This is a genomic window from Acidovorax carolinensis (assembly GCF_002157145.1).
Lineage (GTDB): Bacteria > Pseudomonadota > Gammaproteobacteria > Burkholderiales > Burkholderiaceae_C > Acidovorax > Acidovorax carolinensis.
In genome coordinates this window covers 2,060,044-2,086,379 of the sequence record NZ_CP021361.1, presented here as the reverse complement: position 1 = coordinate 2,086,379, position 26,336 = coordinate 2,060,044, and the positions used below count along the sequence as shown (strand labels likewise).

The window sequence follows — 26,336 nt, the reverse complement described above, 5'->3', positions numbered from 1 at the left end:
GTCCTTCAGGAAGTACTGTGCGCAGGGGATGAAAGGAACACGGCGGTTGACGGCCGTTCAGTACCGCGGCACGCTGCTGTCGTGTTCGCGGGACCAGGCATCGATGCCGCCGGTGATGTTGGCCAGCGTTCCAAAACCCTGCTGCGCAAGGAAAGCGGCCACGCGCAGGCTGCGGGCGCCGTGGTGGCACAGACACGCCAGGGGTCGTGACGGGTCCAGCTCGGTCAGCCTGCCCGGAAGCTCGCCCATGGGAATCGCGACCAGCTCAAACCCGTCCGTGCGCACGCTGGCGGTCTGCAGCTCCCAGGGCTCGCGCACGTCCAGCACCAGGGGCTGGCCCTCGGCCAAGGCCTGCGCAAACCAGTCGGACAGCTGTGCGGGGCGGACGTGGTCGATCATGCAGAACTCCTCGGAACCGGATCAGAAGGAAAAGCCCGAGGGTTCGGCAAAACCGACCAGACGCGGTGCCATGGTGTCCCAGGGCTGGGTGGTTTCAAAACGGTCGCCGGTGCGGCGCACCACCGTGAAGCGCATGACGGGTTCCTGGCCCACGATGGCAGCCAGGCGGCCGCCTTCGCGCAGCATCGACAAAAGGTTTTTCGGAATTTCAGCCACGGAGCCGCTGAGCACGATCACGTCGAACGGGCCTTCGGGCACGGCATCGCGGGAACCGTCCGACACGCGCACATGGGCGTTGGTGATGCCGGCACGCTGGAGGTTGTCGCGCGCCATGTCGGCCAGGGCCGGCACGATTTCGAGCGAGACCACGCTTTGTGCGCGGTGGGCCAGCAGCGCAGCCATGTAGCCCGAGCCCGCGCCGATCTCCAGCACGCGATCGGTCGGCAAAACTTTCACGTCTTGCAGCATGCGGGCCTCTACGCGGGGCTGCAGCATGCTGTGGCCCAGGCGCACGGCCTCTTCGGCATCTTTGCCCAGCAGGGGGATCTCGATGTCCATGAACGCCATGCTGCGGCAGGCTGGGGGCACAAAGTCTTCGCGGCGCACGACAGCCAGCAGGTCCAGCACGTCGGCATCCAGCACATTCCAGGGGCGGATCTGCTGCTCGATCATGTTGTAGCGGGCCTGTTCAACGGGGTCGCTGATGTTGGCAGACGTGTTCAGGGGCATGTTCATGGAATCTCTCCGGGGAAGGCGGGTCAGGACAAACCCTTGATTTTAGGGGGCACGGGGGCAGGCTGGCCGCGGCCCATGCGGGCAAGTGCCCAGCGGGCCAGATCGTCCATGTAGCAATAGACCACCGGAACCACCACCAGCGTCAAAAGCGACGAGGTGATGACGCCGCCAATCACCGCCTGGCCCATGGGCGCGCGCTGCTCCGAACCCTCGGACAGCGCAAACGCCAGCGGCACCATGCCAAAGATCATGGCCAGCGTGGTCATCAAGATAGGGCGCAGCCGCACGCGGGCGGCCAGCAGCAGGGCTTCGGCGCGGGGCAGGCCGGGCACGGTGTGACCGGCCTCGTCGATGTGTTCCTCACGGGCGCGGATGGCAAAGTCCACCAGCAAAATGGCATTCTTGGTGACCAGGCCCATCAGCATCACCACGCCGATGATGGAAAACATCGACAGCGTGGAGCGGAACATCAACAGCGCCAGCACCACGCCGATCAGCGTGAGCGGCAGCGAGGTCATCAGCGCCAGCGGTTGCAAAAAACTCTTGAATTGGCTGGCCAGGATCATGTAGATAAACACGATGGCCAGCACCAGCGCCGAGATGGCGTAGCCAAACGACTCGGCCATGTTCTTGGTGGAACCACCAAACTGGTAGCGGTAACCGGGTGGAAAGGCCACATCGGCAAGGACCTTTTGGATGTCGCTCGACACCTCGCCCGCCGAACGGTCGGCAACGTTGGCCGTGACGGCCACCTCGCGCGTGAGGTCGCGGCGGTTGATCTGGTTGGCGCCGGTGGATTCCGTCACGCGGGCCACCTGGTTCAGGCGCACGATGCGGGTGCTGCCATCGGCCGCCGCCAGGGCAAAGGGCAGGCGCTCCAGGTCTTGCGGGGTGGTGCGGGCTTCCGGGGCCAGGCGCACATTCACATCGTAGGTCTGGTCATCGGGCGCGCGCCAGTTGCCCACCGTGGTGCCGGCCACCAGCGTGCGCAGCGAGGCAGCCAGTTGTGCCACCGAAACCCCAAGGTCCGACGCCGCATCGCGCTGCACATCTAGCGCAATCACGGGCTTGTCGGGTTTGGCGCTGGTGTCCAAGTCCACCAGGCCCGGGATGCCGTGAATTTTTTCGGAAACCGTTTTGGTCAGGCGCTCCAGTTCCTGCAGATCAGGCCCTTGCAGTGAAAACTCCACCTGCTTTTGGCCACCCACCGGGTCGAGCAGGCCGACATGGGTGACGGTGATGCCCGGCACCTGCTTGAGGCGCTCGCGCAGCACGCCCGACATGGCATCCACGCTGCGGCTGCGGTCCTTGCGGTCCACCAGCCGCACATAAATACTGGCGTACATCTTGCCCTGCGCGTTGCCGGTGTTGATGGTGGACAGCGTGTAGCGCACCTCGGGAAACTCGCGCAGGATGCCTTCCACCTGGCGCGCCTTGGCCTCGGTGGCTTCCAGCGACGAACCCACAGGCGTGTAGAAGTTGACCGTGGTTTCAGAAAAATCGGCCTTGGGCACGAACTCGGTGCCCAGCAGCGGCACCATGAACACGCTCAGCACAAAAATCGCCAGCGCAATGCCCAAGGTGGCCAGCTTGTGCACCAGCGACCAGCGCAAAATGCCCTGGTAGGCCTCGGCCAGGGCATCGGTGGCGCGGTCAAACCAGCCGGTGACGCGGCCGATGGTCTTGTCATAAAAAGTGACTGGCTCGTGCTGCTTGCCGTGCGCATGGATGCTGGGGTCATGCCAGATGCTCGACAGCATGGGGTCGAGCGTGAAGCTGACGAACATCGAGATCAGCACCGCCGCCACGATGGTGATGCCGAACTCGTGGAAAAACTTGCCGATGATGCCGCCCATGAAACCAATCGGCATGAACACCGCCACGATCGACAGCGTGGTGGCCAGCACGGCCAGGCCAATTTCCTGCGTGCCATCCATGGCCGCCTGGTAGGCGCCTTTGCCCATCTGCACATGGCGCACGATGTTCTCGCGCACCACGATGGCGTCGTCAATCAGGAGGCCCACGCACAAGGAGAGCGCCATCAGCGTGATCATGTTGATGGTGAAGCCGAACATGTTCATGAACAAGAACGTGCCGATCAGCGCAATGGGCAGCGTGAGGCCCGTGATGACAGTGGAGCGCCACGAGTTCAGAAACAAAAAGACAATCAGCACCGTGAGCAACGCACCCTCGATGAGGGTCTGGCGCACGTTGTTGACGGCCACGCGAATGGGGCGGGCACTGTCGCCAATGGTCTCCAGGCGCACACCGGGTGGCAACTGGTTGCGCAGCTCGATGACTGCCGCGTTGAGCCCATCCACCACCTCAATGGTGTTTTCGCCCTGCGACTTTTGCACCGACAGCAGCAGCGTGCGTTCGCCGTTGTACAGCGCCAGGCTCTCAACCTCTTGCGCGCCGTCCTGTACGCGGGCCACCTGCTCAACCCGCACCGGGGCGCCCCCACTGGCCTGGCCGGCGGTTCCTGTGCCTTTGCGCGTAACGATGATGCGGCCAAAGTCTTCGGGCCGCTGCATGCGCGCGTCGATCTGCACCACGCGCTCCTGCGCCAGCGAGCGGATGGCGCCCACGGGCAAATCCTGGTTTTCGTTGCGCACGGCCGCGACCACCTGGTCGGGGGTTACGCCAAAGGCTTCCAGCGCCTGCGGGTTCAGGTAGATATTGATTTCGCGCTTGGTGGCGCCCACCAGGTTGACGGCGCCCACGCCGCGCACGTTTTCCAGGCGTTTCTTGAGAATCTGCTCGGCCCAGGTGGTCAACTCCACCGCGCTACGCACCGTCCCGCCGGTTTTTTCATCCGGCAGCACCGCCAGCGACCACACAGCACGGCTGGCCGGGTCAAAGCGCAGCACGCGCGGCTCTTTCACCTCGGTGCGCAACGTGGGGCGAACAATGGCCACCTTCTCGCGCACGTCTTCGGCCGCCTTGCGCCCGTCAATGTGCAACTGAAACTCGATGATGACGACGGCCGTGCCTTCGTAGCTGCGCGAGGTGAGGGCGTTGATGCCGGCAATCGAGTTGACGCCTTCCTCGATCTTCTTGGTAACTTCGCTTTCAACGATTTCCGGCGAAGCGCCGGGATAGTCCACCGTGACCACCACCACCGGAAAGTCGATGTCCGGAAACTGGTCTACCTTCAGGCGCTGGTATGAAAACAGGCCCAGCACCACGATGGCGAGCATCACCATGGTGGCGAACACCGGGTTTTTCAGACTGACCTTGGTGAACCACATGGCCGGTTACGGTGCGGCGCGCGATGCAGGGGTTGCGGCAGCTGCAGGATTGGCTTGCGCGCTTTCCTGGATGCGCACCGGCGTGCCCTCGCGCAGCGAACCCATGCGCCCGGCCACCACCGGTGTGCCTTCGGGAGCGCCCTCAATCGCCACCATCGTGTCCCCGCCCACCACGGCACGGGCGCCTGTTTTCACCGGCAGATACACCACGCGGCCACTGTGCACCGCCTGCACATAGGGCGCAGGCCTGTCGGTGCGCACGGCATCCAGCGGCAAGGCCAGTACTTCGGCGTGGCCGGTGTCGAGCGTGCCTTGCACAAACAGGCCCTGGCGCAGCACTGGTGCCGCTGCGCCTTGCTCGATGACAAGGTACACCGGCACGGTGCGGCTGCCGGCCTGGGCACTCGGGTTGATGCGGGCCACGGTGGCCTCGATGGGCGTAGCCACGCCTTCGATCCGCAGGCTGGCCTTTTGCCCCACCCGCACGGCCAGGGAATCGGCCGGGCTCAGCAAGGCTTCGAGTTCCAGCCGGGACAGGTCCACCACCTCAATGATGCGGCTGTCCACCCCCACACGCTCGCCGGGTTGCGCCAGCCGCTGCGACACCTGGCCGGTCAAGGGGCTGCGCAGCACGGTGTCGTCCAGCGACTTGCGCGCCACATCGGCAGCGGCCAGTGCCGCCTGATAGGTCGATTGCGCGGCCTCCAGGCTGGCCTGCGAGGTGGCCAGCGCCGTGGCAGAGATGAACCCCTGGTCCACCAGCGCGCGGTTGTTGGTGAACTGGCGCTGGCTGATGTCCACCTGGGCCTTTGCCGCATCGGCCTGCTGCTGGGCCTGGCGCAGGCGGGCACGCGCCTCGGTGCTGTCGATGCGGGCGATTTCTTGCCCGGCGCGCACACTGTCGCCCTCGCGCAGGGTCAGGCCCTGCAGTTCTCCGGCAGCGCGGGCCTTGACCATGGCCGATTCGACTGCGCGCAGTGCGCCAGACACCGGCACGGCCAAGGCAAGGCGGTGCCGCTGCACGGTAACCAGCTCACCCGGCGCCAGGTCCAGCGTGGCTTCCTTGCGTTGCGCACTGGATTCCGCCAGGGCTTTTTGCTGCGCCTGCCGCGCTGCCAGCGCGCGCCAGACGCCGCCGCCCACCAGCGCGACGGCGATGGCGATGGCTACCCAGAGAATCCAGCGTTTCATGGTGTCAGGCCGATGGGGTGACAGAGGCGGGCGCTGCTGTGTACAGACCGTGCAGGATGTTGTCGGCTTGCATGGCCAGGTATTTTTCGGGGTCCAGATCCAGGGCGTCCGGCACGCAGGCGCCCATGGAGTGTTTCCACAGCATCAGAAACATCATCGGGGCGAGCACCAGATACACCGCGTAGTCCATGTCGAGGGGGCGAATCTCCTTGCGGTCCACACCCCGCTGCAGGATGCGGCGGATCAGCGCCTGGCCGGGGCCCATCACTTCGCGCTGGTAGAACTGGGTGATTTCGGGGAAGTGGTGCGCTTCGCTCAGCATGAGCTTGGTGATGCCCGAGGCCTTGGTGTTGCCAATGCGCTCCCACCACACCTTGTAGCAATAGCGCAGCAGATCGTCGGTGTTGCCCTCAAAAGCGTCCAGCTCCAGCGTCCATTCGGCAAAGCGGCCCGCGATGTTTTCGCGCACCACGGCCTTGAACAGTTCTTCCTTGCTGGAGAAGTACAGAAACAGCGTGCCTTTGGACACCCCCGCACGCGCTGCAACTTCATCCACCCTGGTGGCCGCAAAGCCCTTCTCGACAAACAACTCCAGCGCCGCTTCGATGAGTTCGCCGGGGCGCGCCTCCTTGCGCCGTTCGCGCTTGACCGCAGTGGTGGGAGATGGGGAGGTTGGGGTGTGCATTTTTAATGACTGACTGGTTAGTAATGTAGCGAGCGCCTTCCGCCGCGTCAATTCATAATGCGGCGCTGCACATCCACACTGGCTAGGAAACGTCCATGACACAGCAAACCATCACCCTGGGAGGCGGCTGCTTCTGGTGCACCGAAGCGGTGTTTGACCGCGTGCGCGGCATCACCGATGTGGAAAGCGGCTACACCAACGGCCACACGCTGAACCCCAGCTACGAGCAAATCTGCCAGGGCGACACCGGCCACGCCGAGGTCGTGCGCCTGACCTTCGATGCCGACGAAATCAGCCTGCAGGAGATTCTGGAAATCTTCTTCCACACCCACGACCCGACCACCCTCAACCGCCAGGGCAACGACGTAGGCACGCAATACCGCAGCGGCATCTATTTTGAGAACCCCGAGCATGGCGACATCGCCAACGACATGATTCGCCAGATGTCGCAAGACAAGCTGTTTGGCGCGCCCATCACCACCGAGGTGAAACCGCTAGCCAACTACAGCGCCGCCGAGGCCTACCACCAGGATTACTTTGCGAACAACCCCCACGCGGGTTACTGCGCATTTGTGGTGGGCCCCAAGGTGGAGAAGTTTCGCAAAACCTTTGCGCGTTACCTGAAGCCCGATTGATTCAACGCCCGGCGTTGCTGCAACGCGCAGTTTTGCAAGGCACAATGCAGCCCTCTATCGACAGGGGCACTTTTGCAGTGCTCTGCGCTGCCCCCACGCCATGCAGCCCGCACCTTCCACCCCAAACAACACCTCCGTGACTCTGCCTGCCGCATTGCGCCGCGCTGCGGTGTGGGGCCTGCTGCTGGCCCTGGTGCTCGCGCCCGCGCTGGGCCGCTGGCACCAGGTGTTGCACGCCACCCCGCCGTCGGCCGTTGTCGCGCTGCACGATGACGGCGGGGCGCGCGTCTCTGCCCACGCCACCGCAGCCGCCCACGCACCCAGCCTGCTGGCAGCGCTGTTCTCGGGCCATGCGCCCATCGATTGCCTCTTGCTCGACCAGCTGGCCCTGGGCACGGCATTGCCCTGCAGTGCGCCGGTGCTGCCTGCGGCTGCCCCGGCCGTGGCGCCCAGCGCACCCGCGCCCGAGCGCTGGGCGGTGCGGCATGTCGCGCTGTTCCAGGCCCGGGGGCCACCGGCCCTGGTGGGCTGATCCGGCGCGCCACTGCACGCCGACGCCTGCTGCTGCGTGGGCGGCGCACTGCGCGTGCCCAACGCGCCAATTACTCCTGATTTCATAGCTGCTAGCGCTTAACTATAAAGCGCTAAGGGCACTTTTCATTCATATCCTGCGCCCTGTGCGCAAAACGGTATGCAGCGCCCCATGCCTGCCAAGCGGGTGGCGCCATGCCTTGAGACACATAAACCATGACTGCTATTTCTGCATCCCTCCACCTTTACTCACGTCACCCCGTGGCCCTTGCCACCTGGCTGGCCCTGGCTGGCAGCAGCCTGGCCCATGCTGCAGACGCCGGCCCCGTGGCCGCACCGGCCGCCAGCCTGCCCCCCGTTACCGTGTCTGCCAGCGGCCTGCAATTAGGCGCCAATGACATGACCACGCCCGTCACCGTGCTGGAGGGCGACGAACTGGTGCGCCGCCGCGAGGCCACCTTGGGCGAAACGCTGAGCAGCGAGCCCGGCATCACCAGCAGCCACTTCGGCGCCGGCGCCAGCCGCCCCATCATTCGCGGGATGGACGGCCCGCGCGTCAAGGTGCTGAGCGACGGTGCCGAGCTGCACGACGCATCCACCATCAGCCCTGACCACGCCGTGGTCTCCGAGCCCATGCTGGCCACGCAGATCGAGGTGTTGCGCGGCCCCTCGGCCCTGGTCTATGGCAACGGCGCCGTGGGCGGCGTGGTCAATGTGCTCGACGGCAAGGTGCCCACCGCCATCCCGCAAAAAGGCGTTGAAGGCAGCGCCGAGTTGCGCGCCAACACCGGCGCGGCCGAGCGGGCAGGGGCCTTTTCGCTGACCGGCGGCACAGGCAACCTCGCCGTGCATGTAGAAGGCGTGGCGCGCGACGCGGGCGACTACCGCGTGGGCAAAGGCTGGACGGGTGGCAACAAGGTGCCGGGCAGCTTCAACCGCACCGACACCGGCAGCGTGGGCCTGTCGTGGGTGGGCGACCGGGGTTATCTGGGCGCGGCCTACACCCGCCAGACCGCCAAATACGGCCTGCCGGGCCACAACCACAGCTTTGAGGGCTGCCACCCCCACGGCAGCCACCTGCATTGCGGTGCCCACGAAGGAGAGGACGACGGCCACGACCACGGCGCAGAAGAGCATGGCGATGTGCCCGTGGTCGACCTGCGCAGCGAGCGCCTCGATATCCGTGGCGAGCTGCGCGACCCGTTTGCAGGCTTCTCGGCCCTGCGCCTGCGCGCGGGTATCACCGACTACCGGCACGACGAGATCGAAGAAGGCGCCGTCAGCACCACCTTCAAGAACAAGGCCTACGACACCCGCATTGAGCTGCAGCACTCCGCAATAGCCGGGTTCAAGGGCGTGATCGGCCTGCAAACATCGCAACGCAAGTTCAGCGCAGAAGGCGAAGAGGCCTATGTGCAGCCCACCATCACCCGCAAGACAGGGCTGTTTGTGCTGGAGGAATTCCGCTGGAACGACTGGCGCTTTGAAGCCGCCCTGCGCCACGACCGTCAGACGGCCGAGGCCATCGCGTCAGGTTCGGCCAGTGGCGTCGAACGCAGCCACAACGGCACCTCCGCATCGCTGGGCGCAGTGTGGAAGTTCACGCCCGGCTACCAGGTGGGCACCTCGTTCACCCGCGCCAGCCGCGCCCCGTCGGCCGAAGAGCTGTACGCCCAGGGCCTGCACATGGCCACCAGCACGTATGAACGCGGCAACTCCGACCTGCGCTCCGAAACCTCGCAGAACATCGACGTCAGCCTGCGCAAGACGAGTGGCGACACCACCTTTGGCGTCAGCGTGTTCAAGAACCGCATCAGCAACTACATCTACGGCCGCACGCTCGATGAAGTGGATGGCCTGCAACTGCTGCAGTACAGCCAGGCCGACGCCACCTTTACCGGCATCGAAGGCCAGGTGCGCCAGCGCATCGCGCGTAACCTGGGCGTCACTCTGTTTGGCGACACCGTGCGCGCCAAGCTCAACAACGGCGGCGGCCTGCTGCCGCGCATCCCCGCTACCCGCGCCGGTATTCGGCTGGACACCCACTGGAATGCCTGGGAAGGCCTGGTCGAATGGGTGCAAGTCGCCCGCCAGAGCCGCGTGGCAGAGTTTGAAAGTGCCACGCCCGGATACGGCATGCTGAACCTGGGGGTGAGCTACAACGGCCGTTTCAATGAAGGCACGCCGTGGCAGCTGTATTTGAAGGCCACCAACCTGACGGATCGCCTGGCGTATGCGCACACCTCATTCATCAAGAACGCGGCGCCGCTGATGGGGCGCAATGTGACGGTGGGGGTGAGGGTGGCGTTTTGAGGCCGGTGATGACTTGAAGTGATCTGGCGCGACCGGGCTGACAGGGGATGACTGTTGGCGCGGTCGCAATTTTCTAGGCAACTTTTGGAGTTTGGAGCGGCGGCTTACGACCCGTTGCAACCATTGGTGTGCTTGGTTGCTGTCGTTCGGCAGGCGCCATGCTCCGAGGCTCTGCGCGCATAGCTCCTTGGCTCGTACTGGTCGGTAGTAGCGCTGACGCGAGCCAGGCGGTTCTACATGCGAGATTGCAGGCGGCGCGCCGGAGAAGGCTGTGTTCGGCGCTGAACTGCGCTTTGACAGCTGCCGTCAGGCGGCTGGAGTTGGTTGAACCGCAGGCTTGCTTTCGCACAGCAAGGCGCATACTCTTTGCGTTCCCCCTCTCCAGGAGCGGCGACATGGAATACTCCTACCGCGAGCGCGATGCGTTCATCGAACTCAACCCGGGCGACGTCGGCATCTGGCAGCTCCCCCCGATGACGCCGGGTTTGATCCGTCTGCAATCCTTCTATGCGATGCCACCAGGGTGGTCGGGTACGGGAACGAGTGCGCGTTCCGCGCGCGTAAATCCGCTCGGCGCTGGACGGGGCGCCGCGACGGATCGCGGTGTCGTGGCTGGTGTTGCCGCGACGGATATTGGCCCCGTTGTCACCGGCACCAGCCCCGGCGTCATCGCGCGCGATAACCGTCCGTGGCAGCCAGGTGGCTTCGGCGGCGATCTGGAAGTAGTGGACGTCGGCGGCAGCTATGGACCGACGATGGAACTCGCGCTGGAGCTGGTGCGTGCCGGCACCACCGTTGATAGCGGCTTCAACCACATCTTCCATGAGACGCCGAACAGCGGCGACATCTGGGCGGTGAAGGTCACGCGCAAGGTGGACGGATCGCTCGACCGTCGCCGCTACCGCCTGCATGTGGTGTATCCCAGCGTGCTCCCGCTGGAGACGCGGCGCGTTCCGATCGCGTTCCTCAATAACGGGTTCAACGCGAACTGGAATGATCGGGTCAACAACGAAGACAGCCCGTACCTTCTGTGGTTCCAGCTGCGCGACAACATCCTCGGCTATCAGTGGCAACCCGATTTCGCCAACCTCCATGGCCTCCCCACCGACAACCAGTACATCCCGCTCGGCGTCGACTTCATTAAGTTCCCCACGATCAATAAGATCGGGCTGACGCTGGAGGCCGGTGGTCGCCCCGATCCTATTCCGCCGGTGATCGAAGGCGAAGTCCGACGCGACATACCGTACTTCGCCTTGCGCATCGATTGCACATACGAGGGCTCGCGCAACGTCGAAGTCGACATTCCCGGGCCTAACCCGTCCGTGACGCTGCCCGATCCGATGTATCTGATGGTGCGCTTTTACCTGGCCGCTTGGAGCGCGGGGCGGCTGAGCTACTACGTCGAAGTCGAATCGCCGTTGCTGGACGCGCTCGACTTCGATGTGAGCTATCCGTCTCCCAGTTCTGGCATCGAGACGATCAACGTCAAGCAGGAAGTCAAGGAGGCCCTGGAAAACGCACTGTACCAACTCCAGTCCGCGCCACCGGACACGGACGGAAAACCCGCGATGCCGCGGCGCGTGCTCGACGCGCTCGGCCGCTGGCTGGTGGGCCGCTACGAGATCTTGGGCACGGCATACGACCGCGGCACGGGGGAAATGGTCTTCACGTACGTCGGCCGCCAGCGCCCGCCCAAGCGGCCAAAGCAGATCATCGATGGCCGCGGCGACGTGCTGGGCACGCGCGCCACGCTGCTGGACTCCGGCGGCCCGCAGACGACGCCGCAACCGGCGTGGCCGCGTCTGTTCGACACGCCGTACGAGATGCCGCTGCCGCCGGAAGCCGGACCAAAGTACCTGCCTGTGCACGACGCCGGTGCGCTGAGCAAGATCGACCATATCGTCGTGCTGATGCAGGAGAACCGTTCGTTTGACCAGGTGTTCGGCTACCTGACGCGCGATGGTCGCGTCCCGCGCACCGCGTTGCTCTCGCGCAATCCGAACACGCAACGGGAAGCACCGATTGCACAACACATCGTCGAGGGGCTACTGCCCGGCACAAACGATCGCGATGCCATACGCTTCCCCGACGAGCCCGGCGCGCCGTTCTATCGCAGCCAGCGCGCGAACACCAGCGCCTGGCCCGGCTTCAACATCGACAATCCCTGCCACGGGCACGCGTGCGTCGAGCGGCAAATCGCCGACAACATGAAGGGCTTCGTCGCCGACTACGCGCGCAAGCCCGGCACGGGCCCCGGCGAGTACCAGCTGGTCATGAACTACATGACAGACATCGAGCTGCCTATCTTCGGCGCGCTTGCGCGCGAGTTCGCGATCTGCGACCGGTGGCATTGCTCTCACATCGGTGGCACGCTGCCCAATCGCTTCGTAAACCTCACCGGCGATCTGAGCGAAGACGTCTACGGGAGCCCGGAAGTCGAGAACCCGGACTTGGGCAACAAGTTTGCGCCGCTGGAAGCAACGACGTTCTTCGACCACCTTACTGACCAGAACGTGTCGTGGACGCTGTTCGAGCACAACTACTCGACGCTGCGCATGTTCCGCAAATACACCTTCGACGAGTCTCGAATTGTGGGGTTCAACGACTCGCTGCGTGGGTTTGCGGCGATGTGCGCCGCAGATGCATTGCCGTCGGTGAGCTTTATCGAACCGGACTACATCGAAGCGCCCGGCGGAAACGACGACCACGCACCCGCGGATATGGTCAACGGGCAGATCCTCGTGGCGAACATCATCAAGGCGCTGATCGAGAATGGACAGTGGGAGAAGACGCTGCTGATCATCACCTACGACGAACACGGCGGCTTCTACGACCATGTGCCGCTGCCCTTCGAGATCACCACTGGTAGCGGCCCGACGGAGTTGACGCGCAACATCGCACCACTGTCGAACAGTGAACGCCGGCTGGGTGTGCGCGTGCCTGCCATCATCGTTTCACCGCTGATCGCGGCCACGCCGAACGGCGACCCGAATGTGGACCACACGGTCTACGATCACACCTCGATCACCGCAACCATCCTGCGCCGCTTCTGTAGCCAGCGCTTGCCCGACATGGGCCCGCGCACCAACGAAGCCGCCGACGTACGCCATCTGCTTACGCTGGACACAGCACGCGGAGACTTCACCGCGCTGAAAACGGAGGTGAGCGCCGTCGCGCTCTGGCCCACCGTGGCGCTGCAAGGTGTGCCGCCGACCGTTAGACGCAAGCCCGATCCAGGGCTCGAGGATTTCCATGCGCTGGTAGCGCAGGCCACATCCATGACGGGCCGCGGGAGGCAGTAGCGTTTACGGCGAATGACCGGACTTGGTAGTTTCCAATACCCTCCGAAAGCCCAACAGCATCCCCTAAAAGGTTTGGGGCGCCTGGGTTTCGGCGCATCAATCGCCCCAGATGTCCGGTGCGGCCGGCTCCAGAAAGATTCCGTTGCGGGCGTCGACTTGGTAATTTCGGCTGGCAGACCGCTCTGTAACGCAATCTCGTCTGCCGGTTCTTGGTTTGAGGCGGTTAGCCGTCGCGCCGGGTCCAAAGTCGGCTCCTGGACGGTAACGACTGTTCCCCCGAGGTTGACGCAAGCTGACCGTGTCCGAATGGGGCTATGCATCGAGTTTCAGCCGCTTGGCACGGCCTCGTAATCACACTGCCAGCCAGGAGTTGCCTGTCACTTATACATGTTGAATGACTGGTTCAGGCTGGGCGACCTCACGGCCTCCTCCGTTTCGCTACCGCCGTAAGTCTTACGCAAAGCGAGCGATGCAACCACGAGCCGCCGACGAGCCAGCAACACCGCCTCCCGTGCCACCGCGCAGATTCAACTTTCGCTACCAGTAGGGGTTTTCCGGTAAACAAATCATCACATTAACGGCATAAACTGTATATACCGTTTTTTAATCAAGGACTGCCCCATGAAATCGCTGCACTGGATCGCTGCGTGTTGGAGTCGAATTCTGAATGCGATCTCACGCCCGACAACAGACCGCGGTACGCATCGCAAAGACGGGCACCGGCTGGGCGTAGTGACTGCTGCGTCCATTTCGTACTCCAACTGGCCGGACGCTGCAAAACACGATTGATGATGGGCCAATGAAGCCGGCCATGTGGCGGGTGATTGCCCGCTGTGAAACGGAATTCTTGGCTTTGTTGAAAACACCATTGGGTTTGGGTGGTCGCGATCGATGTCAGCTTTGGGACGCAGAGACGAACTGGATATCTAGGGCAGTTCCAGCCGGTGGCAATAGACGACTTTCTGGCATATGAATAGGCCATGGTTGCCTCGATGAAGCCGTGCCCAAAACTCTGCAAGGGGCGTGTCCGAATTTCCGTGTGTGAGGCTCATTGAACCTTCACCGATTTCGTGAAGCTGGTTGGATATCTTACGTGCTCGGTTTCATGAATCGTTCTTCGTAGAGGATTGCAAACTGGTTCATCGCTGATTTCCAATGGTTGGCTGCTCGCCCCCAGTCCTCGGTGATGTTGCGCAGGGCCAGCCAGATCAGCTTGGTGGCCGCATCGTCGCTGGGGAAGTGTCCTCTGGTCTTGATGATCTTGCGCAGCCGCGCATTCACGCTTTCAATCGCATTGGTCGTGTAGATCACGCGTCGCACCTCGGGCGGGAAGGCGAAGAATGGGATCACCTTGTCCCAGGCCCTGCGCCAGGCGCCCACGACCGTGGGAAATTTCTGGCCCCAGGGCCCCTTTTCAAACGCATCGAGCTCAGTCTGGGCCGCTTCGGCGCTCACTGCTGTGTAGATGGGTTTGATGGCCGCCGCCAGGCTCTTGCGGTCCTTCCAGCTTGCGAAGTCCAGGCTATTGCGGATCAGGTGCACGATGCAGGTCTGCAGCGTCGTGGCCGGGAACACCGCGCCCAGCGCCTCTGGCATACCCTTGAGCCCGTCGGTGACGGCGATCAGGATGTCATGGACGCCGCGTGTCCTCAGATCGTTGAACACCTTCATCCAGAACTTGGCACCCTCGGTGTTCTCGATCCAGATGCCCAGGATGTCGCGGCTGCCATCGGGCAGCACACCCAGCGCCAGGTACACGGCCTTGGCGCGCACCACGCCATCCTCGCGGATCTTGACCCGCAGCGCGTCAAAGAACACCACCGGGTACATCGCCTCCAGCGGGCGCGTCTGCCAGGCCGTGACCTCGCTCATCACGGCGTCGGTGACACTGCTGATGAGGTCGGGCGAGACGTCCACCGAGTACATCTCGGCCAGGAAGCCCTGGATCTCGCGCACCGTCATGCCCCGGGCGTACATGGCGATGATCTTGTCATCGAAGCCGGTGAAGCGCCGTTCGTGCTTGCCGATGAGTTGTGGCTCGAAAGTGCCCTCGCGGTCGCGGGGAACGTCGATGCGCAGCGCTCCCGCATCGGTCAGCACCGTCTTGGCGCTCTTGCCGTTGCGGTGATTGGCGCCAGCCCCTTCGGGCTTGGCCTGGCCGGGCGTGTAGCCCAGATGATGGCTCATCTCGGCGCCCAGGGCGCGCTCAAGAACCGACTTCTTGAACTGCTGGAAGATGCCTTCGAGCTCGGCCGGCGTTACCGGCCCGGGGATGAGTTGCTCCAGCAGCTCGGCTGAGAATTGCGGCTGCGCCGCCTTGTCCGCCGCAGCGGTTGTCTTCGTCTTGCGTGGCATTCATGCTCCTTGTTGACATGCTATGCCTCACACACAAAGTTTCTGACAGGCTCCTCTGCAAGTGGCACATAATGAACTCTCGTCGCCTGGAGGAGCCCATGTCCCAAACCGCTCACTTTCCATGCCGCACAACTGCCGTGCAGCGTTCTTTTGCCCTTCTCTCGGGCATTTTTACGGCTCTGCTGCTGGGCAGTTGCGGCGGTGGCGATACCGCAGTGAAAACGTCACCTCTGGCCTTGGCTGTCAAAGGTGTTGACGCCTGCTCTGCTTTTGGCGGCACGCCGACGTACAACCCGCAAGTGCGGTCGCCGCTGGCCGTGTTAGGTTTTGATTTGGGTAGCCGCGAGGTGACGCATGCCCAGGCCGGCGAGTTCATGGCCGCCTTGGCGGTGGACAGTCGTCGGGTGTTCGTCGGAACAGCGGGCAATTCGGTGGCTGGCAAGCCACTGTACTACGCCATCGTAGGCAAGGAGTCACAGGTCTCAGCGCCGGGGCTTGAGGATTTAAGCCGTGCGATCCGACAACTTATGGATCCGGAGACCACGCTAGCGCAGGGGCAGGCCCTCGCTGCGTCACTGCCTGCAGTGCTTTGGTTGGGGGGCAACGTGCACGGCAACGAAGAAAGTGGCGCAGACGCCAGCCTGCGCGTGCTGTACGAATTGGCGGCGCGTGAGGACTGTGCGGCTCAGCGAATTCGTGACAACAGCGTCGTGGTGGTCTTGCCCATACAGAATCCCGACGGCCGTGCTGCTGGCACCCGCCGCAACGCCTTCGGGTTCGATCTCAACCGCGACTGGTTTGCCAGAACCCAGCCCGAAACCGACGGCAAGCTTGAGTTGATGCGGCAGTACCCACCCCAGCTGTTCATCGATGCCCATGAGATGGGCAGCAAAAACTTTTTTTTCCCTCCCACCGCCGATCCGACCTACCACGAGGTACCCGACGTCACGCAGTCCTGGGTCAATCGGCTGTTTTCGCCGGCCATCAGTGCTGAGTTTGACCGTCAGAAGATTCCTTACTTTCACGGTGCGCCATACGACCTGTACGCAATTGAATACGGCGACAGCGTCAGCACGGTGGGCTTTCATGCTGCTGGCATGACCTTTGAGAAGCATAGCGGCTCCACCATCACGCAGCGCACCCGAGAGCATTACTTGGCCATGTGGGCGTCGCTCTATGCCGGCGCCAGCGACAAGCAACGCTTGTTGACTGACTGGCACCAGTCGCACGTGGCAGCCCGCGACCAGGGCAGTCAGGGCGTGCTTGAGCCCAATGGTCTCTACTTTGATGGCAAGCGCCTTTACCAACAGGTGGCCAACCTGCAGGTGCGACACTATTTCTTCCCCGCCGATCCGACCCGTGCGCGCGAGCTCGCGCAATTGGTGCGCCGCTTGCAGCGCATGGACGTGAAGGTGATGCAGCTCAGCGCGCCGCTGACCGTGCCCGACTTCCGGCCCTATGGCGGTGCGCAGGGTGCGGTCACTTTGCCGGCCGGAAGCTACTGGGTGCCCATGAACCAAGCCCGCAAACATTGGATTCAGGCAATGTTGCACGAGCAGCCCTACAGCCCACTCAGCGTGAGCTATGACGTGTCGGCGTGGAGCAATCCGCTCTTGCTCAATGTGGCCGGTGGTTCGTCGTCAGCGGCATTGAGTCCCGAGGCTCAGGTGGCAGCACCTGTGCTTGAACTGGCGCCCCTGGGTGCGCCGTCTGGGGCGCTTCGAATTGGCTTGTTCGAGATGCCCGGCAGCACCTCCAGTTCGGAGTCGGCCGGCTCGGTGCGCCACCTCTTTGAGCGCGTATGGGGTGTGGCGTATACCCCGGTCACCGTGGCCGACATCGTGTCTGGCCTGCCTGGTATTGACGTACTGCTGGTACCTGACGGTTATGTCAACGGCGGCTTGCAGGCCCTGGGCAACAAGGGGCAGAAGGCGTTGGCGGCCTGGGTCGAGGCGGGGGGCGCTATGTTGGCTACCTGGGCGGCACCGAACTCGCCGTGGGCGTAGGCATTTCCACGGCGGTGCTCAAGCAGTCACACACTGCGGCGCCTGGCGCGTTAATCCGTGTGCGCATGGACCCCGCCAGCCCGCTGGCAGCAGGAATGACCAACCCTTGGGTGATGTACGTCAACGATGCTGTGATGGAACCTGGTCTGGGCAAGGTGGTGGCTCGTTTCCCGGCTATTGGCGATCCCGACTATCACACCTCGGGGCTGGCTATTGGCGTGGACGAGTTGGCGAATACCGCCGCCCTGGTGGATGAGGCGGTCGGAAGTGGTCGCAGCGTAGTGTTTTCGTTCGACCCCAATTTCCGGGGCTGGACCGAGGGCACGCAGCGTCTCTTGTGGAACGTCTTGTATGGGCCCAACCCGACGGTGTCAGTGTCTGCGTCATCCAAGGAGCGTGCAAGCGCCCTCGATATCGCAACCCGTGCGCTCAAGTCTTTGCCTGATACCGGCAAAGCCATTCGTATCGTGGTGTCTCCTGCCGACGCTGACCTGACCCGAGCGATGCTGCAGCGCTATGGCGCCGAGTTCAAGGAGTCCACCAAGAAGGAGCGTACGGTGTTCGTGATCGCCAACCGTGAGGGACTGTCCGGCGAGGAGCATCCGTTTGCGGCTGATTTGGCGCGCGAGCTGGCGCAACAAATCACACCGCTGTCGATTTATCTGCCTTGAGGGCCGCTACTTCCGCGCGCAGCTTGCCTTTCTTGTTCGGCCGTTTGCCCTTTACCCCGCCCTTGCCTGGGGTTGGGGGCATTGGTGTATCCGTGTGCTCGAAGCCGTGAATGGTTTTCTGCGGCAGGCTCAGTTCAGGGCAATCTTGCTTTGCCGGACCGCTACTGGGCAGAGCAACGGTCCGTCAGCTCGCGAAAATCCGATGACCTGTATGCAGCGATTGCTGCCGGTGAGCGCAGCCCGACGTACTTACGCTGACTGCCAGGAAGGGGCCGTTGGATTCAACGACCCGAGGCGACCTGAATGGCGGCTTTACGAGGTACTGCGGTCATAGGGTTTTCGCGAGCAGGTTGGCGCCGCACCACCGACCGCTTCCCCATGACCTGAACTGGAGCCTTCGACCCAACGCAGTCGTTTAGATACCTTCGCTCAATGGCATGAACACAGGTGAATGGCTATTTTCCGAGCAGTTACAGGAGTAGGTCGTGAGGGTCTGCCGAGTTCACCAATGCAAGGTATTGACTGCCTACAAGCATTGGTTCGTAGTACAGCCCCATATGTTTCGCCATGCCTGTTGCATCAGCGCAAAAGCCTTCATTCATTAGGTCTGTGGGGGCGCCATGATTCCTAGCCAGTTTGGATGGCAATGCGAAGTCGATAACAGAATCCCCGCCAAGCGTTATCCATGCATGCAGGTCGATAGGCGCTGCTTCATCAACCGGTTGTGTTGCTATGGCACGCAGGTACGGCACATCGCAATGGAAAAATTGGCTTTGCTCGGTGCTGACAGAACCAATGACGATGTCAGCTTTAATACCTCGAGAGTTGAGTAAGCCGTACAACCGTGTCGTGACTGAACCGCCCCGGTTTTCGTGGAGGCCAGTTGGTTTAAGTCAGGCCACCATCATGGCAGTCTGACTGGCGAGTTGCCGGTAGTAGTTTGCCTCAGCTTCTACAGGCGGGATGTACCCGATGGGTTCGAGCAGCCTGTGATGGTTGAACCAGGCCACCCATTCCAGCGTGGCCAGCTCCACGGCCTCCTTGGTCTTCCAGGGGGCGCGGCGATGTATCAGCTCGGCCTTGTAGAGCCCGTTGATCGTCTCGGCCAGCGCGTTGTCATAGCTGTCACCCTTGCTGCCCACCGAGGGCTCTATGCCTGCCTCGGCCAGGCGTTCGCTGTACCGGATGCTGACGTATTGCGAGCCGCGATCCGAGTGATGGACCAGGCTGCTGCCCTGCTCGGGTTGGCGTGCGTACAACGCCTGCTCCAGCGCATCGAGCACGAAGTCCGTTCGCATCGAACTGCTGACTCGCCAACCAACGATGCGACGGGCAAACACGTCGATGACGAAGGCCACGTACAGCCAGCCCTGCCAGGTCGAGACATAGGTGAAGTCGCTGACCCATAACTGGTTCGGCCGCTCGGCCCGGAACTGCCGGTTGACCCGGTCCAGCGGGCATGGCGCCTTGGCATCACCGACAGTTGTGCGCACGACCTTGCCACGCATCACGCCGCGCAGCCCCAGCTTGCGCATCAATCGCTCGACCGTGCAGCGAGCCACGACAACACCTTCGCGCCCCAGTTGGCGCCACACCTTGTCAGCGCCGTAGACCTGCATGTTGGCCTGCCAAACGCGTTGAATCTGCGGCACTAACTGCTCATCGCGCAGAGCCCGCTCACAACGCCTGTGGGGCTCGCGCAGCAGCGCAGCATGTCTTCGATAAGCCGACGGGGCAATCTGCAAGACCTTGCAGAGCGGCTCGACCCCGAAGGTATCGCGATGCTTGTCAATGAAGTCCTTCAGGACTTGAGTCGGCGGTCGAGCTCCGCCTGGGCGAAAAACGCGCTGGCCAGCTTCAGTATCTCGTTGGCCCGGCGCAACTCCTTGACCTCGCGCTCCAGATCCTTGACCCGCTGCGCCTCGCTAGTGGTGACGCCTTCGCGCACGCCAGTATCGACTTCGACACGCTTGACCCATTCATGCTGCGTTTGCGGCACGCAGCCAATCTTGGGGGCGATGGATTCAATGGCAGCCCATAACGATGGGTACTCCCCCCGGTGCTCCTGCACTAATCTCACCGCACGTTCACGGACTTCGGGTGAGAACTTGTTTGACTTCTTCATGGCTCAATCCTCTCAGAGAAAAGAGCCTCCTCAAAAACCGGGGCGGTTCAAAGTGATTGCTTCTGCACAATGGAGTGTGACAGATGCAATGTCATAGCTTCAAACAGGACTCTAAATCGATGACCGCTCTTGGCCGATTCCAGCCGTTCCGTAACTGCCAAGTACTCCGAATCCCAGATGGCGCGCCGCCCGCTCAGCCACAAACCCATCCATTTCAGTGCGGTACCCCCGCACTGATACCATCCGCCCCCATGACTTTCCAGTCCCCCACCTTGTTCTACCCAGGCCCGCTGCGCGGCTGCCTGTGCGTGGGCGGGGGCGCCGTGGTGCGTGAGATCTGGCCCTACAAGCCGGTCGCACATTCCTCCGCCCGGCGATAAACCTTCTTTTCCCCCTCATCTGCGCAGAACATCCATCGCCGGGCACCCGCCCAGCGCGATGGCGGCCGGTGACTTTGTGGTAGCGCACGCCGGGCCGCTCCTTCAGGAGATGCGTGCTCATGTACCCCCAAAACCTTGCCGGTGGCACCACGTCCATCTGCGCCTCGTTCACCATTTCTTCCCAGCGTTTTGTAGCCGCCGCTGTCGCCGCGCTGCGCACGGAGTGATGGCGATGGAATTCACCAAGAAGTTTTTGCGGGCAAAAAGCCCGTGCGCAGACGGCTTTCGCTGGTTCAGCCGCCATGTGGAGGACGGCACCGGCTACCAGGAGGCGCTGGATACGCTGGTCAACGCCGGGCGGGTGGAGGATGCGTGCTGGCTGCTCGCGCAGTTTGGGCCGACCAATGCAGTGCTGGCGGTGGATGCGCTGGAGGCCGAGGCCATTGTGTTTGCCGGCACGGTGGAGGTGCGTGGCTCCATCGACGTGGCCACGGTGATCCAGGCCGGCCGGTCTATTCGCGCGGGCGGCGGTCTGCGGGCGGGCAGCGGCATTGTGGCGGGGGAGGGCATTCGCGTGGCGGGCAGCATCATCGTCAGCCAGGGCACGCTACAGGCGGGCGGCGATGTGCGCGCCGATTGGGGCGTGGAGGTAGAGGGCGACATTACCTGCGCAGGCGACCTGCGCGCGGCCTGGGATGTGGTCTGCCACGGCAAGTTGCAACTTAAAGGCGGTGCTTTTGTGGGGCAAGACCTCATCGTGCATGGCCCGGTGGAGTGCGACAAGGGCCTGCGCGTGAGCGGCCACCTGACGGGAGCCGAGAGCCTGCGGGTGGGGCAGGGCATTGTGGTGGGCGGGGCCATTGCCGGCGTGGCGCACCTGGAGGCGGGCTGGGGCATCAAGGCGGGCGAGAGCATTCACACACAGGGCGCGATCAAGGCCGGCGAAAGCCTGTGCGCGGGCGGCGAGATATGCGCGGGCCCGGGCTATGGCGTATATGCCGGGCTGAATGTGCAGCAGCAGACCTGGGAGGCCAGCGCGCAGGTGTGGTCGCGCGAGCGGCCAGAGGGGCTGCGCAGCGGCATGTGGCTGGGGGCCAGTCCCTTGCATCCCTGAAATCGGCCGCAGCAGAAGTTGTACGATGCTGTCACAACGGTAAACAATAATTTCAGCCCATTGGCCCCGAAGGGATTGAGCATGTCCGACGTGAGTGACCTCCGAAACGACGACGCGGTTTACAGAACACTTCTGGAATCGACCAAGGCCATCCCGTGGAAGATCGACTGGGCTACCAAGAAGTTTGCCTACATCGGCCCCCAGATTGAAGCGCTGCTGGGCTGGAGCCCGGAAAGCTGGATGACCGTGGAAGACTGGGCGATGCGCATGCACCCCGAGGACCGCGAATATGTGGTGAATTTCTGTGTCGCGCAGTCCCAGGCCGGGATCGATCATGAAGCCGACTATCGCGCGCTGACCAAGGACAACGGCTATGTGTGGCTGCGTGATGTGGTGCATGTGGTGCGCAAGGACAATGGCGAACCCGAGGCGCTGATTGGCTTCATGTTCGACATCAGCGAACGCAAGAAAACCGAAGAAAAGTTGCTGGTTCTGCAAAAAGAGCTGGAGGCGCTTTCATTCAAGGACGGGTTGACGAACATCGCCAACCGGCGCCGGTTTGATGCCAGTCTTGAAGTGGAATGGGAAAGCGCAGGCAGCACCGGGCAGCCGCTGTCCATCCTCTTGTTCGATATCGATTTTTTCAAGCAATACAACGATCTTTACGGGCATGTGCGGGGCGACAATGCCCTGATCGAAATTGCGCAAACGCTGAGCCTGGCGCTGGATGGTCCGCGCGACCTGGTTGCGCGTTTTGGCGGCGAAGAGTTTGTTGTGCTGTTGCCGCAAGCCGACGCCTCGGTGGCGCTGAAAGTCGCCGAACGCTGCCAGCGGCTGATTCAGAAGCAGGCGATAACGCATGCGCATTCACCGCTGGATCAGCGCATCACCGTCAGCATCGGTGTTGGCACCGTCACGCCGGGCGCCCACATGAAACCCTCCAGCTTCATCGAGGCCGTAGACCAGCAACTCTATGCGGCCAAGAAAAACGGCAGAAACCGCATCGAGACGGTCCAGGTAGCGCCTTGAACGCGCCGGCCCCGCCCATGCCGCAACACAGCGCTGGCGGTGGCCCCACCTCTGCATGGCAGGTATTCGGGATTTTTTTGCGCCTGGGCCTCACGTCGTTTGGCGGTCCGGTGGCGCACCTGGGCTACTTTCGCGATGAATTCGTGCAGCGCCGCCGGTGGCTGACCGAGCACAGTTATGCCGACCTGGTGGCGCTGTGCCAGTTTTTGCCCGGCCCCGCCAGCAGCCAGGTGGGCATGGCGCTGGGGTTGATGCGGGCCGGCATGCCTGGGGCACTGGCTGCGTGGCTGGGGTTCACGCTGCCGTCGGCACTGGTGCTGGCCTTGTTCGGCCTGGGGCTGGCGGGCGGGCATGCGGTGCTGCCGGCGGGCGCCATCCATGGGCTCAAGGTGGTGGCGGTGGCCGTGGTGGCGCAGGCGGTGTGGGGCATGGCGCGCAGCCTGTGCGTGGGGCGGGCGCGGGTCACGCTGATGGTGCTGGCGTGCTGCGCGGTGTTGCTGGTGCCCGGTGTGTGGGCCAGGTGGGCGTGATGCTGGCCGCGGGCGTGGCCGGTCGGTGGCTTTTTGGGCGGGGCAGGGCGGCGGCGCCCCAAGCGCCCATCGACGCACCCGATGGCTTGCATGTGCCGCTGCGTCGGCGCACAGGGGGGGTGCTGCTTGTCGTGTTTGTGGCCTTGCTGGTGCTGCTGCCGCTGGCCGTGCGTCTGTGGCCCGGTTCGCTGCTGGCCATGGTGGATGCGTTCTACCGCGTGGGCGCGCTGGTGTTTGGCGGCGGCCATGTGGTGCTGCCGCTGCTGCAGGCCGAGGTGGTGGGGCCGGGCTGGGTGTCGGCCGATGCGTTTTTGGCCGGCTATGGGGCCACGCAGGCGGTGCCGGGGCCGCTGTTCACCTTTGCGGCGTTTCTGGGTGCGTCCATGCAGGTCTGGCCGGGCGGTTGGCTGGGGGCGGTGGTGTGCCTGGTGGCGATTTTTGTGCCGTCGTTTCTGCTGGTGGCCGGGGCTTTGCCGTTTTGGGCGCCCCTGCGGCGCAGCCCGCATGCGCAGGCGGCACTGGCGGGCGTGAATGCGGCGGTGGTGGGCCTGCTGCTGGCGGCGCTCTACAACCCGGTGTGGACCAGCGCCATCCACAGCGGCGCCGATTTTGGCCTGGCGCTGGCCGCCTTTGTAGCGCTGGTGTTCTGGCGCGCGCCGCCCTGGGCGGTGGTGCTGGCCTGCGGCGTGGGCGGCGCCGTGTTGGCCGCGTGGCTGTGATTTTTAAGCCAAAATAGCCGCTGGCGCTTGATGGACAAGCGCTACCAGCTATCAAAAATGTAGTTGCGGCATACGCAGGTTGCCGGGCTAATCCTCTCGTTTTCAGCGCACCGCGCCCGCCACACCGTGAACTCTCCCGTCTTTGCGTCCCTGGTTCCTGTCATTTTGTTCATTGCGCTGGGCTTTTTTGTGGGGCGGCGCGGCTGGATCCGGGCCACCTCGGTCAAGGACCTGTCCAACCTGGTGTTCATGGTCCTCACGCCTGCGCTGCTTTTTCGCACCATGAGCACGGTGCGGGTGCAAGACCTCGACTTTGGCCCCGTGGCCGTCTACTTCGCCGCCGCCGGGCTGATCTTTGCGGTCACGCTGGTGGTGCAGGGCTTTGGCAGCCTGGCGGCAGCGCGCGGGCTGGCCAATACCTTCAGCAACACCATCATGATCGGCGTGCCGCTGGTGGGCCTGGTGTTTGGCCAGGCAGGGCTGGTCACGCTGTTCACGCTGATTTCGGTGCATTCGCTGATTTTGCTGACCGCCGCCACGGTGGTGTTCGAGCTGGCGCAGGCGCGCGAGCGTGCGCGATCGGGCGAAGGCCCGCAGCATTCGATGCTGCGCACGGTGCTGCAGGCCATTGGCAACGGCATCGTGCACCCGGTGCCGCTGCCCATCATTGTGGGTTTGTTGTTCGCCCAGACCGGGCTGGTGGTGCCCGATGTCATTGGCAAGCCGCTGCAACTGCTGGGGCAGGCGCTGGGGCCGCTGGCGCTGCTGCTGGTGGGGGTGACGCTGGCCTTCAGCACCGTGGGCACGCATTTCAAGGCCGCGCTGCGCATTGCCCTGGTCAAGAACATCGTGCACCCTCTGCTGTTGGGCGCATTGGGCTGGGCGCTGGGCTTGTCGGGGTTGTCGCTGGCCGTGATGGTGGCCACTGCGGCGCTGCCGGTGGGCGCCAATGTGTTCCTGTTCGCCCAGTGCTACGGGGTGGCACAGGATGAGGTCACGGCCAGCATTGCCGTGTCCACCACGCTGGCGCTGGTCACGGTACCGGTGGCGCTGTTGCTGGCGGCCCGGCTGTAAGTTGGCTCAGGGCGCCAGGCGCTCGCGCACCCAGGCGCCCCCTTCCTGGCGGTAACGCAGGCGGTCATGCAGGCGGCTCTTGCGGCCCTGCCAGAACTCCCACTGGTCGGGTTGCAGGCGGTAGCCGCCCCAGTGCGGTGGACGGGGCGGCTTGAGCATGAACTGCGCGCCGTATTTGGCCGCATTGGCCACCAGCACGCCGCGGCCCGAGATCACCTGGCTTTGCGGGCTGGCCCAGGCGCCGATGCGCGAGTCGAGCGGGCGGCTGGCAAAGTATTCGTCGCTCTCGGCGTCGCTGACCTTTTCAACGATGCCTTCGATGCGCACCACGCGTTCCAGCTCCACCCAATGGAACTGCAGCGCCGCATAGGGGTTGCCGGCAATCTGGCGGCCCTTGCGGCTGTCGTAATTGGTAAACCAGACAATGCCGCGCTCGTCATAACCCTTGATCAGCACCACGCGGGTGCTGGGGCGCATGTCGCTGCCCACGGTGGCCACGGTCATGGCGTTGGGCTCGGGCACTTCCGAGGCGATGGCTTCTTTCAGCCACTGGTCAAACTGCTGCAGGGGTGCGGCGTGCGAGGCGTCTTCGTTGAGTTCGGCGCGCTCGTAGCTCTTGCGAAGGTCGGCGATGGAGGTGGTCATGGGCACGATTGTGCACGCCCATGTGCGTGCACAGGTGCAGCCAGACGGCCCATCCGATGCGCCAAGTAACCTTTTGCGGGCGCAGGGATGCACGAAAGGCGTAACGTGCCGGGCTGGTTGATTGCGCGGCCCTGAGCGCGCCCCCCGAATTTCCGCTTTCCCCAGGAGAACCCACGATGCCGACCCTCAACATCAATGGCAAAGACACGGCTGTGGATGCCGATGAATCCACCCCCATTCTTTGGGCCCTGCGCGACACGCTGGGCATGACCGGCACCAAGTTTGGCTGTGGCCAGGCCTTGTGCGGGGCCTGCACGGTGCATCTGAACGGTGCGCCGGTGCGCTCGTGCATCACGCCCATCTCGGCGGCTGCGGGCCAGAAGATCACCACCATCGAGGCCGTGGGCCAGGACAAGGTGGGCCAGGCCGTGCAGGCCGCCTGGGTGAAGCACGATGTGGCGCAATGCGGCTACTGCCAAAGCGGCCAGATCATGAGCGCCACCGCCTTGCTCAAGGGCAAGAAGAAACCCAGCGACGCCGACATCGACGCCGCCATGGCGGGCAATGTGTGCCGCTGCGGCACCTATGTGCGCATCCGCGCGGCCATCCATGACGCGGCCAAAACCCTGGCGTAAAGGAGAACACC

General features: G+C 63.7%; 19 protein-coding genes, 1 pseudogene and 1 other annotated feature. Of the genes and pseudogenes, 12 read left to right on the top strand and 8 right to left on the bottom strand.

What is annotated here, in order from left to right; all coding sequences use genetic code 11:
• Positions 1 to 57 precede the first annotated feature (57 nt).
• The 5 genes from CBP34_RS09710 to CBP34_RS09690 are packed head-to-tail and all read right to left on the bottom strand — an operon-like array spanning position 58 to position 6,261.
• Entirely contained in the window at positions 58 to 399 is a 342-nt protein-coding gene (locus CBP34_RS09710) for a rhodanese-like domain-containing protein (protein WP_086927267.1), read from the bottom strand.
• Between the two features lie 21 nt (positions 400 to 420).
• A complete protein-coding gene (locus CBP34_RS09705) occupies positions 421 to 1,134 on the bottom strand; it encodes a protein-L-isoaspartate O-methyltransferase family protein (protein ID WP_086927266.1) in 714 nt (237 codons plus the stop codon).
• A 23-nt stretch (positions 1,135 to 1,157) separates the two neighbouring features.
• The gene (locus CBP34_RS09700; protein ID WP_094097904.1) at positions 1,158 to 4,385 is read right to left on the bottom strand and encodes an efflux RND transporter permease subunit; all 3,228 of its coding nucleotides are present in this window, start codon (positions 4,383 to 4,385) and stop codon (positions 1,158 to 1,160) included.
• Between the two features lie 6 nt (positions 4,386 to 4,391).
• Complete coding sequence (locus CBP34_RS09695; protein WP_094097903.1) at positions 4,392 to 5,576, bottom strand: efflux RND transporter periplasmic adaptor subunit; 1,185 nt, start codon at positions 5,574 to 5,576, stop codon at positions 4,392 to 4,394.
• A 4-nt stretch (positions 5,577 to 5,580) separates the two neighbouring features.
• Positions 5,581 to 6,261 (bottom strand): TetR/AcrR family transcriptional regulator, encoded by a 681-nt coding sequence (locus tag CBP34_RS09690; protein WP_094097902.1) that lies wholly within the window; start codon positions 6,259 to 6,261, stop codon positions 5,581 to 5,583.
• A gap of 95 nt (positions 6,262 to 6,356) precedes the next feature.
• On the opposite strand from CBP34_RS09690, the gene msrA reads away from it, so the two are divergent.
• From msrA to CBP34_RS09670, 4 genes are all read left to right on the top strand, one after another.
• Positions 6,357 to 6,896 (top strand): peptide-methionine (S)-S-oxide reductase MsrA, encoded by a 540-nt coding sequence (gene msrA, locus CBP34_RS09685; protein WP_094097901.1) that lies wholly within the window; start codon positions 6,357 to 6,359, stop codon positions 6,894 to 6,896.
• Between the two features lie 136 nt (positions 6,897 to 7,032).
• Entirely contained in the window at positions 7,033 to 7,428 is a 396-nt protein-coding gene (locus CBP34_RS09680) for a hypothetical protein (RefSeq protein ID WP_236748392.1), read from the top strand.
• 215 nt (positions 7,429 to 7,643) lie between these two features.
• The gene (locus CBP34_RS09675) at positions 7,644 to 9,740 is read left to right on the top strand and encodes a TonB-dependent receptor domain-containing protein (RefSeq protein WP_094097900.1); all 2,097 of its coding nucleotides are present in this window, start codon (positions 7,644 to 7,646) and stop codon (positions 9,738 to 9,740) included.
• 395 nt (positions 9,741 to 10,135) lie between these two features.
• Positions 10,136 to 13,042: an alkaline phosphatase family protein gene (locus CBP34_RS09670; protein ID WP_157896456.1), complete on the top strand. Its 2,907-nt coding sequence runs from the start codon at positions 10,136 to 10,138 to the stop codon at positions 13,040 to 13,042.
• A gap of 1,089 nt (positions 13,043 to 14,131) precedes the next feature.
• Here the strand turns inward: CBP34_RS09670 and CBP34_RS09665 are convergent.
• Positions 14,132 to 15,397: an IS256 family transposase gene (locus CBP34_RS09665; protein WP_094097898.1), complete on the bottom strand. Its 1,266-nt coding sequence runs from the start codon at positions 15,395 to 15,397 to the stop codon at positions 14,132 to 14,134.
• A 2-nt stretch (positions 15,398 to 15,399) separates the two neighbouring features.
• On the opposite strand from CBP34_RS09665, the gene CBP34_RS09660 reads away from it, so the two are divergent.
• Together CBP34_RS09660 and CBP34_RS09655 are read left to right on the top strand one after the other, a co-directional pair.
• The gene (locus CBP34_RS09660) at positions 15,400 to 17,403 is read left to right on the top strand and encodes a M14 family zinc carboxypeptidase (RefSeq protein ID WP_094097897.1); all 2,004 of its coding nucleotides are present in this window, start codon (positions 15,400 to 15,402) and stop codon (positions 17,401 to 17,403) included.
• Positions 17,394 to 18,074 (top strand): hypothetical protein, encoded by a 681-nt coding sequence (locus CBP34_RS09655; protein WP_094097896.1) that lies wholly within the window; start codon positions 17,394 to 17,396, stop codon positions 18,072 to 18,074. Before CBP34_RS09660 ends, CBP34_RS09655 begins: the two co-directional genes overlap by 10 nt.
• Before the next feature lie 893 nt (positions 18,075 to 18,967).
• Here CBP34_RS09655 and CBP34_RS09650 read toward each other — a convergent pair.
• A protein-coding gene (locus CBP34_RS09650) for an IS3 family transposase (protein WP_157896455.1) occupies positions 18,968 to 20,199 on the bottom strand; the annotation gives its coding sequence in 2 pieces (ribosomal slippage) (positions 18,968 to 19,908 and positions 19,908 to 20,199; 1,233 coding nt in all).
• Positions 19,805 to 19,921, bottom strand: a sequence feature (AL1L pseudoknot). Its footprint overlaps the gene before it by 117 nt.
• 251 nt (positions 20,200 to 20,450) lie before the next feature.
• Here CBP34_RS09650 and CBP34_RS20275 point away from each other — a divergent pair.
• The 5 genes and pseudogenes from CBP34_RS20275 to CBP34_RS09630 all read left to right on the top strand — a co-directional run bounded on the left by CBP34_RS20275 (position 20,451) and on the right by CBP34_RS09630 (position 25,045).
• Entirely contained in the window at positions 20,451 to 20,579 is a 129-nt protein-coding gene (locus CBP34_RS20275) for a hypothetical protein (protein ID WP_257789675.1), read from the top strand.
• Between the two features lie 232 nt (positions 20,580 to 20,811).
• Entirely contained in the window at positions 20,812 to 21,693 is an 882-nt protein-coding gene (locus CBP34_RS09645) for a hypothetical protein (RefSeq protein ID WP_094099124.1), read from the top strand.
• An 81-nt stretch (positions 21,694 to 21,774) separates the two neighbouring features.
• Positions 21,775 to 22,722 (top strand): sensor domain-containing diguanylate cyclase, encoded by a 948-nt coding sequence (locus CBP34_RS09640; RefSeq protein ID WP_094097895.1) that lies wholly within the window; start codon positions 21,775 to 21,777, stop codon positions 22,720 to 22,722.
• A gap of 17 nt (positions 22,723 to 22,739) precedes the next feature.
• A pseudogene (gene chrA / locus CBP34_RS09635) lies at positions 22,740 to 23,971 on the top strand (chromate efflux transporter).
• A 126-nt stretch (positions 23,972 to 24,097) separates the two neighbouring features.
• Positions 24,098 to 25,045, top strand: a complete 948-nt coding sequence (locus CBP34_RS09630) for an AEC family transporter (RefSeq protein ID WP_094097894.1) — start codon at positions 24,098 to 24,100, stop codon at positions 25,043 to 25,045.
• Positions 25,046 to 25,051: 6 nt separating this feature from the next.
• On the opposite strand, the gene pdxH is transcribed toward CBP34_RS09630, so the two are convergent.
• Positions 25,052 to 25,690 carry a pyridoxamine 5'-phosphate oxidase gene (gene pdxH, locus CBP34_RS09625; RefSeq protein WP_094097893.1) on the bottom strand — a complete coding sequence of 213 codons (639 nt, stop codon included), beginning with the start codon at positions 25,688 to 25,690 and terminating at the stop codon, positions 25,052 to 25,054.
• A gap of 176 nt (positions 25,691 to 25,866) precedes the next feature.
• Here pdxH and CBP34_RS09620 point away from each other — a divergent pair, with 176 nt between their 5' ends.
• A complete protein-coding gene (locus CBP34_RS09620) occupies positions 25,867 to 26,325 on the top strand; it encodes a (2Fe-2S)-binding protein (protein WP_086912403.1) in 459 nt (152 codons plus the stop codon).
• Positions 26,326 to 26,336: the final 11 nt, after the last annotated feature.

What these genes read in the sequence shown, in the direction of transcription:
- CBP34_RS09710 (WP_086927267.1), bottom strand. Translation starts at nt 399, where the DNA reads ATGATCGACCACGTCCGCCCCGCACAGCTGTCCGACTGGTTTGCGCAG.
- CBP34_RS09705 (WP_086927266.1), bottom strand. Translation starts at nt 1,134, where the DNA reads ATGAACATGCCCCTGAACACGTCTGCCAACATCAGCGACCCCGTTGAA.
- CBP34_RS09700 (WP_094097904.1), bottom strand. Translation starts at nt 4,385, where the DNA reads ATGTGGTTCACCAAGGTCAGTCTGAAAAACCCGGTGTTCGCCACCATG.
- CBP34_RS09695 (WP_094097903.1), bottom strand. Translation starts at nt 5,576, where the DNA reads ATGAAACGCTGGATTCTCTGGGTAGCCATCGCCATCGCCGTCGCGCTG.
- CBP34_RS09690 (WP_094097902.1), bottom strand. Translation starts at nt 6,261, where the DNA reads ATGCACACCCCAACCTCCCCATCTCCCACCACTGCGGTCAAGCGCGAA.
- msrA (WP_094097901.1), top strand. Translation starts at nt 6,357, where the DNA reads ATGACACAGCAAACCATCACCCTGGGAGGCGGCTGCTTCTGGTGCACC.
- CBP34_RS09675 (WP_094097900.1), top strand. Translation starts at nt 7,644, where the DNA reads ATGACTGCTATTTCTGCATCCCTCCACCTTTACTCACGTCACCCCGTG.
- CBP34_RS09670 (WP_157896456.1), top strand. Translation starts at nt 10,136, where the DNA reads ATGGAATACTCCTACCGCGAGCGCGATGCGTTCATCGAACTCAACCCG.
- CBP34_RS09665 (WP_094097898.1), bottom strand. Translation starts at nt 15,397, where the DNA reads ATGCCACGCAAGACGAAGACAACCGCTGCGGCGGACAAGGCGGCGCAG.
- CBP34_RS09660 (WP_094097897.1), top strand. Translation starts at nt 15,400, where the DNA reads ATGCTCCTTGTTGACATGCTATGCCTCACACACAAAGTTTCTGACAGG.
- CBP34_RS20275 (WP_257789675.1), top strand. Translation starts at nt 20,451, where the DNA reads ATGACTTTCCAGTCCCCCACCTTGTTCTACCCAGGCCCGCTGCGCGGC.
- CBP34_RS09645 (WP_094099124.1), top strand. Translation starts at nt 20,812, where the DNA reads ATGGAATTCACCAAGAAGTTTTTGCGGGCAAAAAGCCCGTGCGCAGAC.
- CBP34_RS09640 (WP_094097895.1), top strand. Translation starts at nt 21,775, where the DNA reads ATGTCCGACGTGAGTGACCTCCGAAACGACGACGCGGTTTACAGAACA.
- pdxH (WP_094097893.1), bottom strand. Translation starts at nt 25,690, where the DNA reads ATGACCACCTCCATCGCCGACCTTCGCAAGAGCTACGAGCGCGCCGAA.
- CBP34_RS09620 (WP_086912403.1), top strand. Translation starts at nt 25,867, where the DNA reads ATGCCGACCCTCAACATCAATGGCAAAGACACGGCTGTGGATGCCGAT.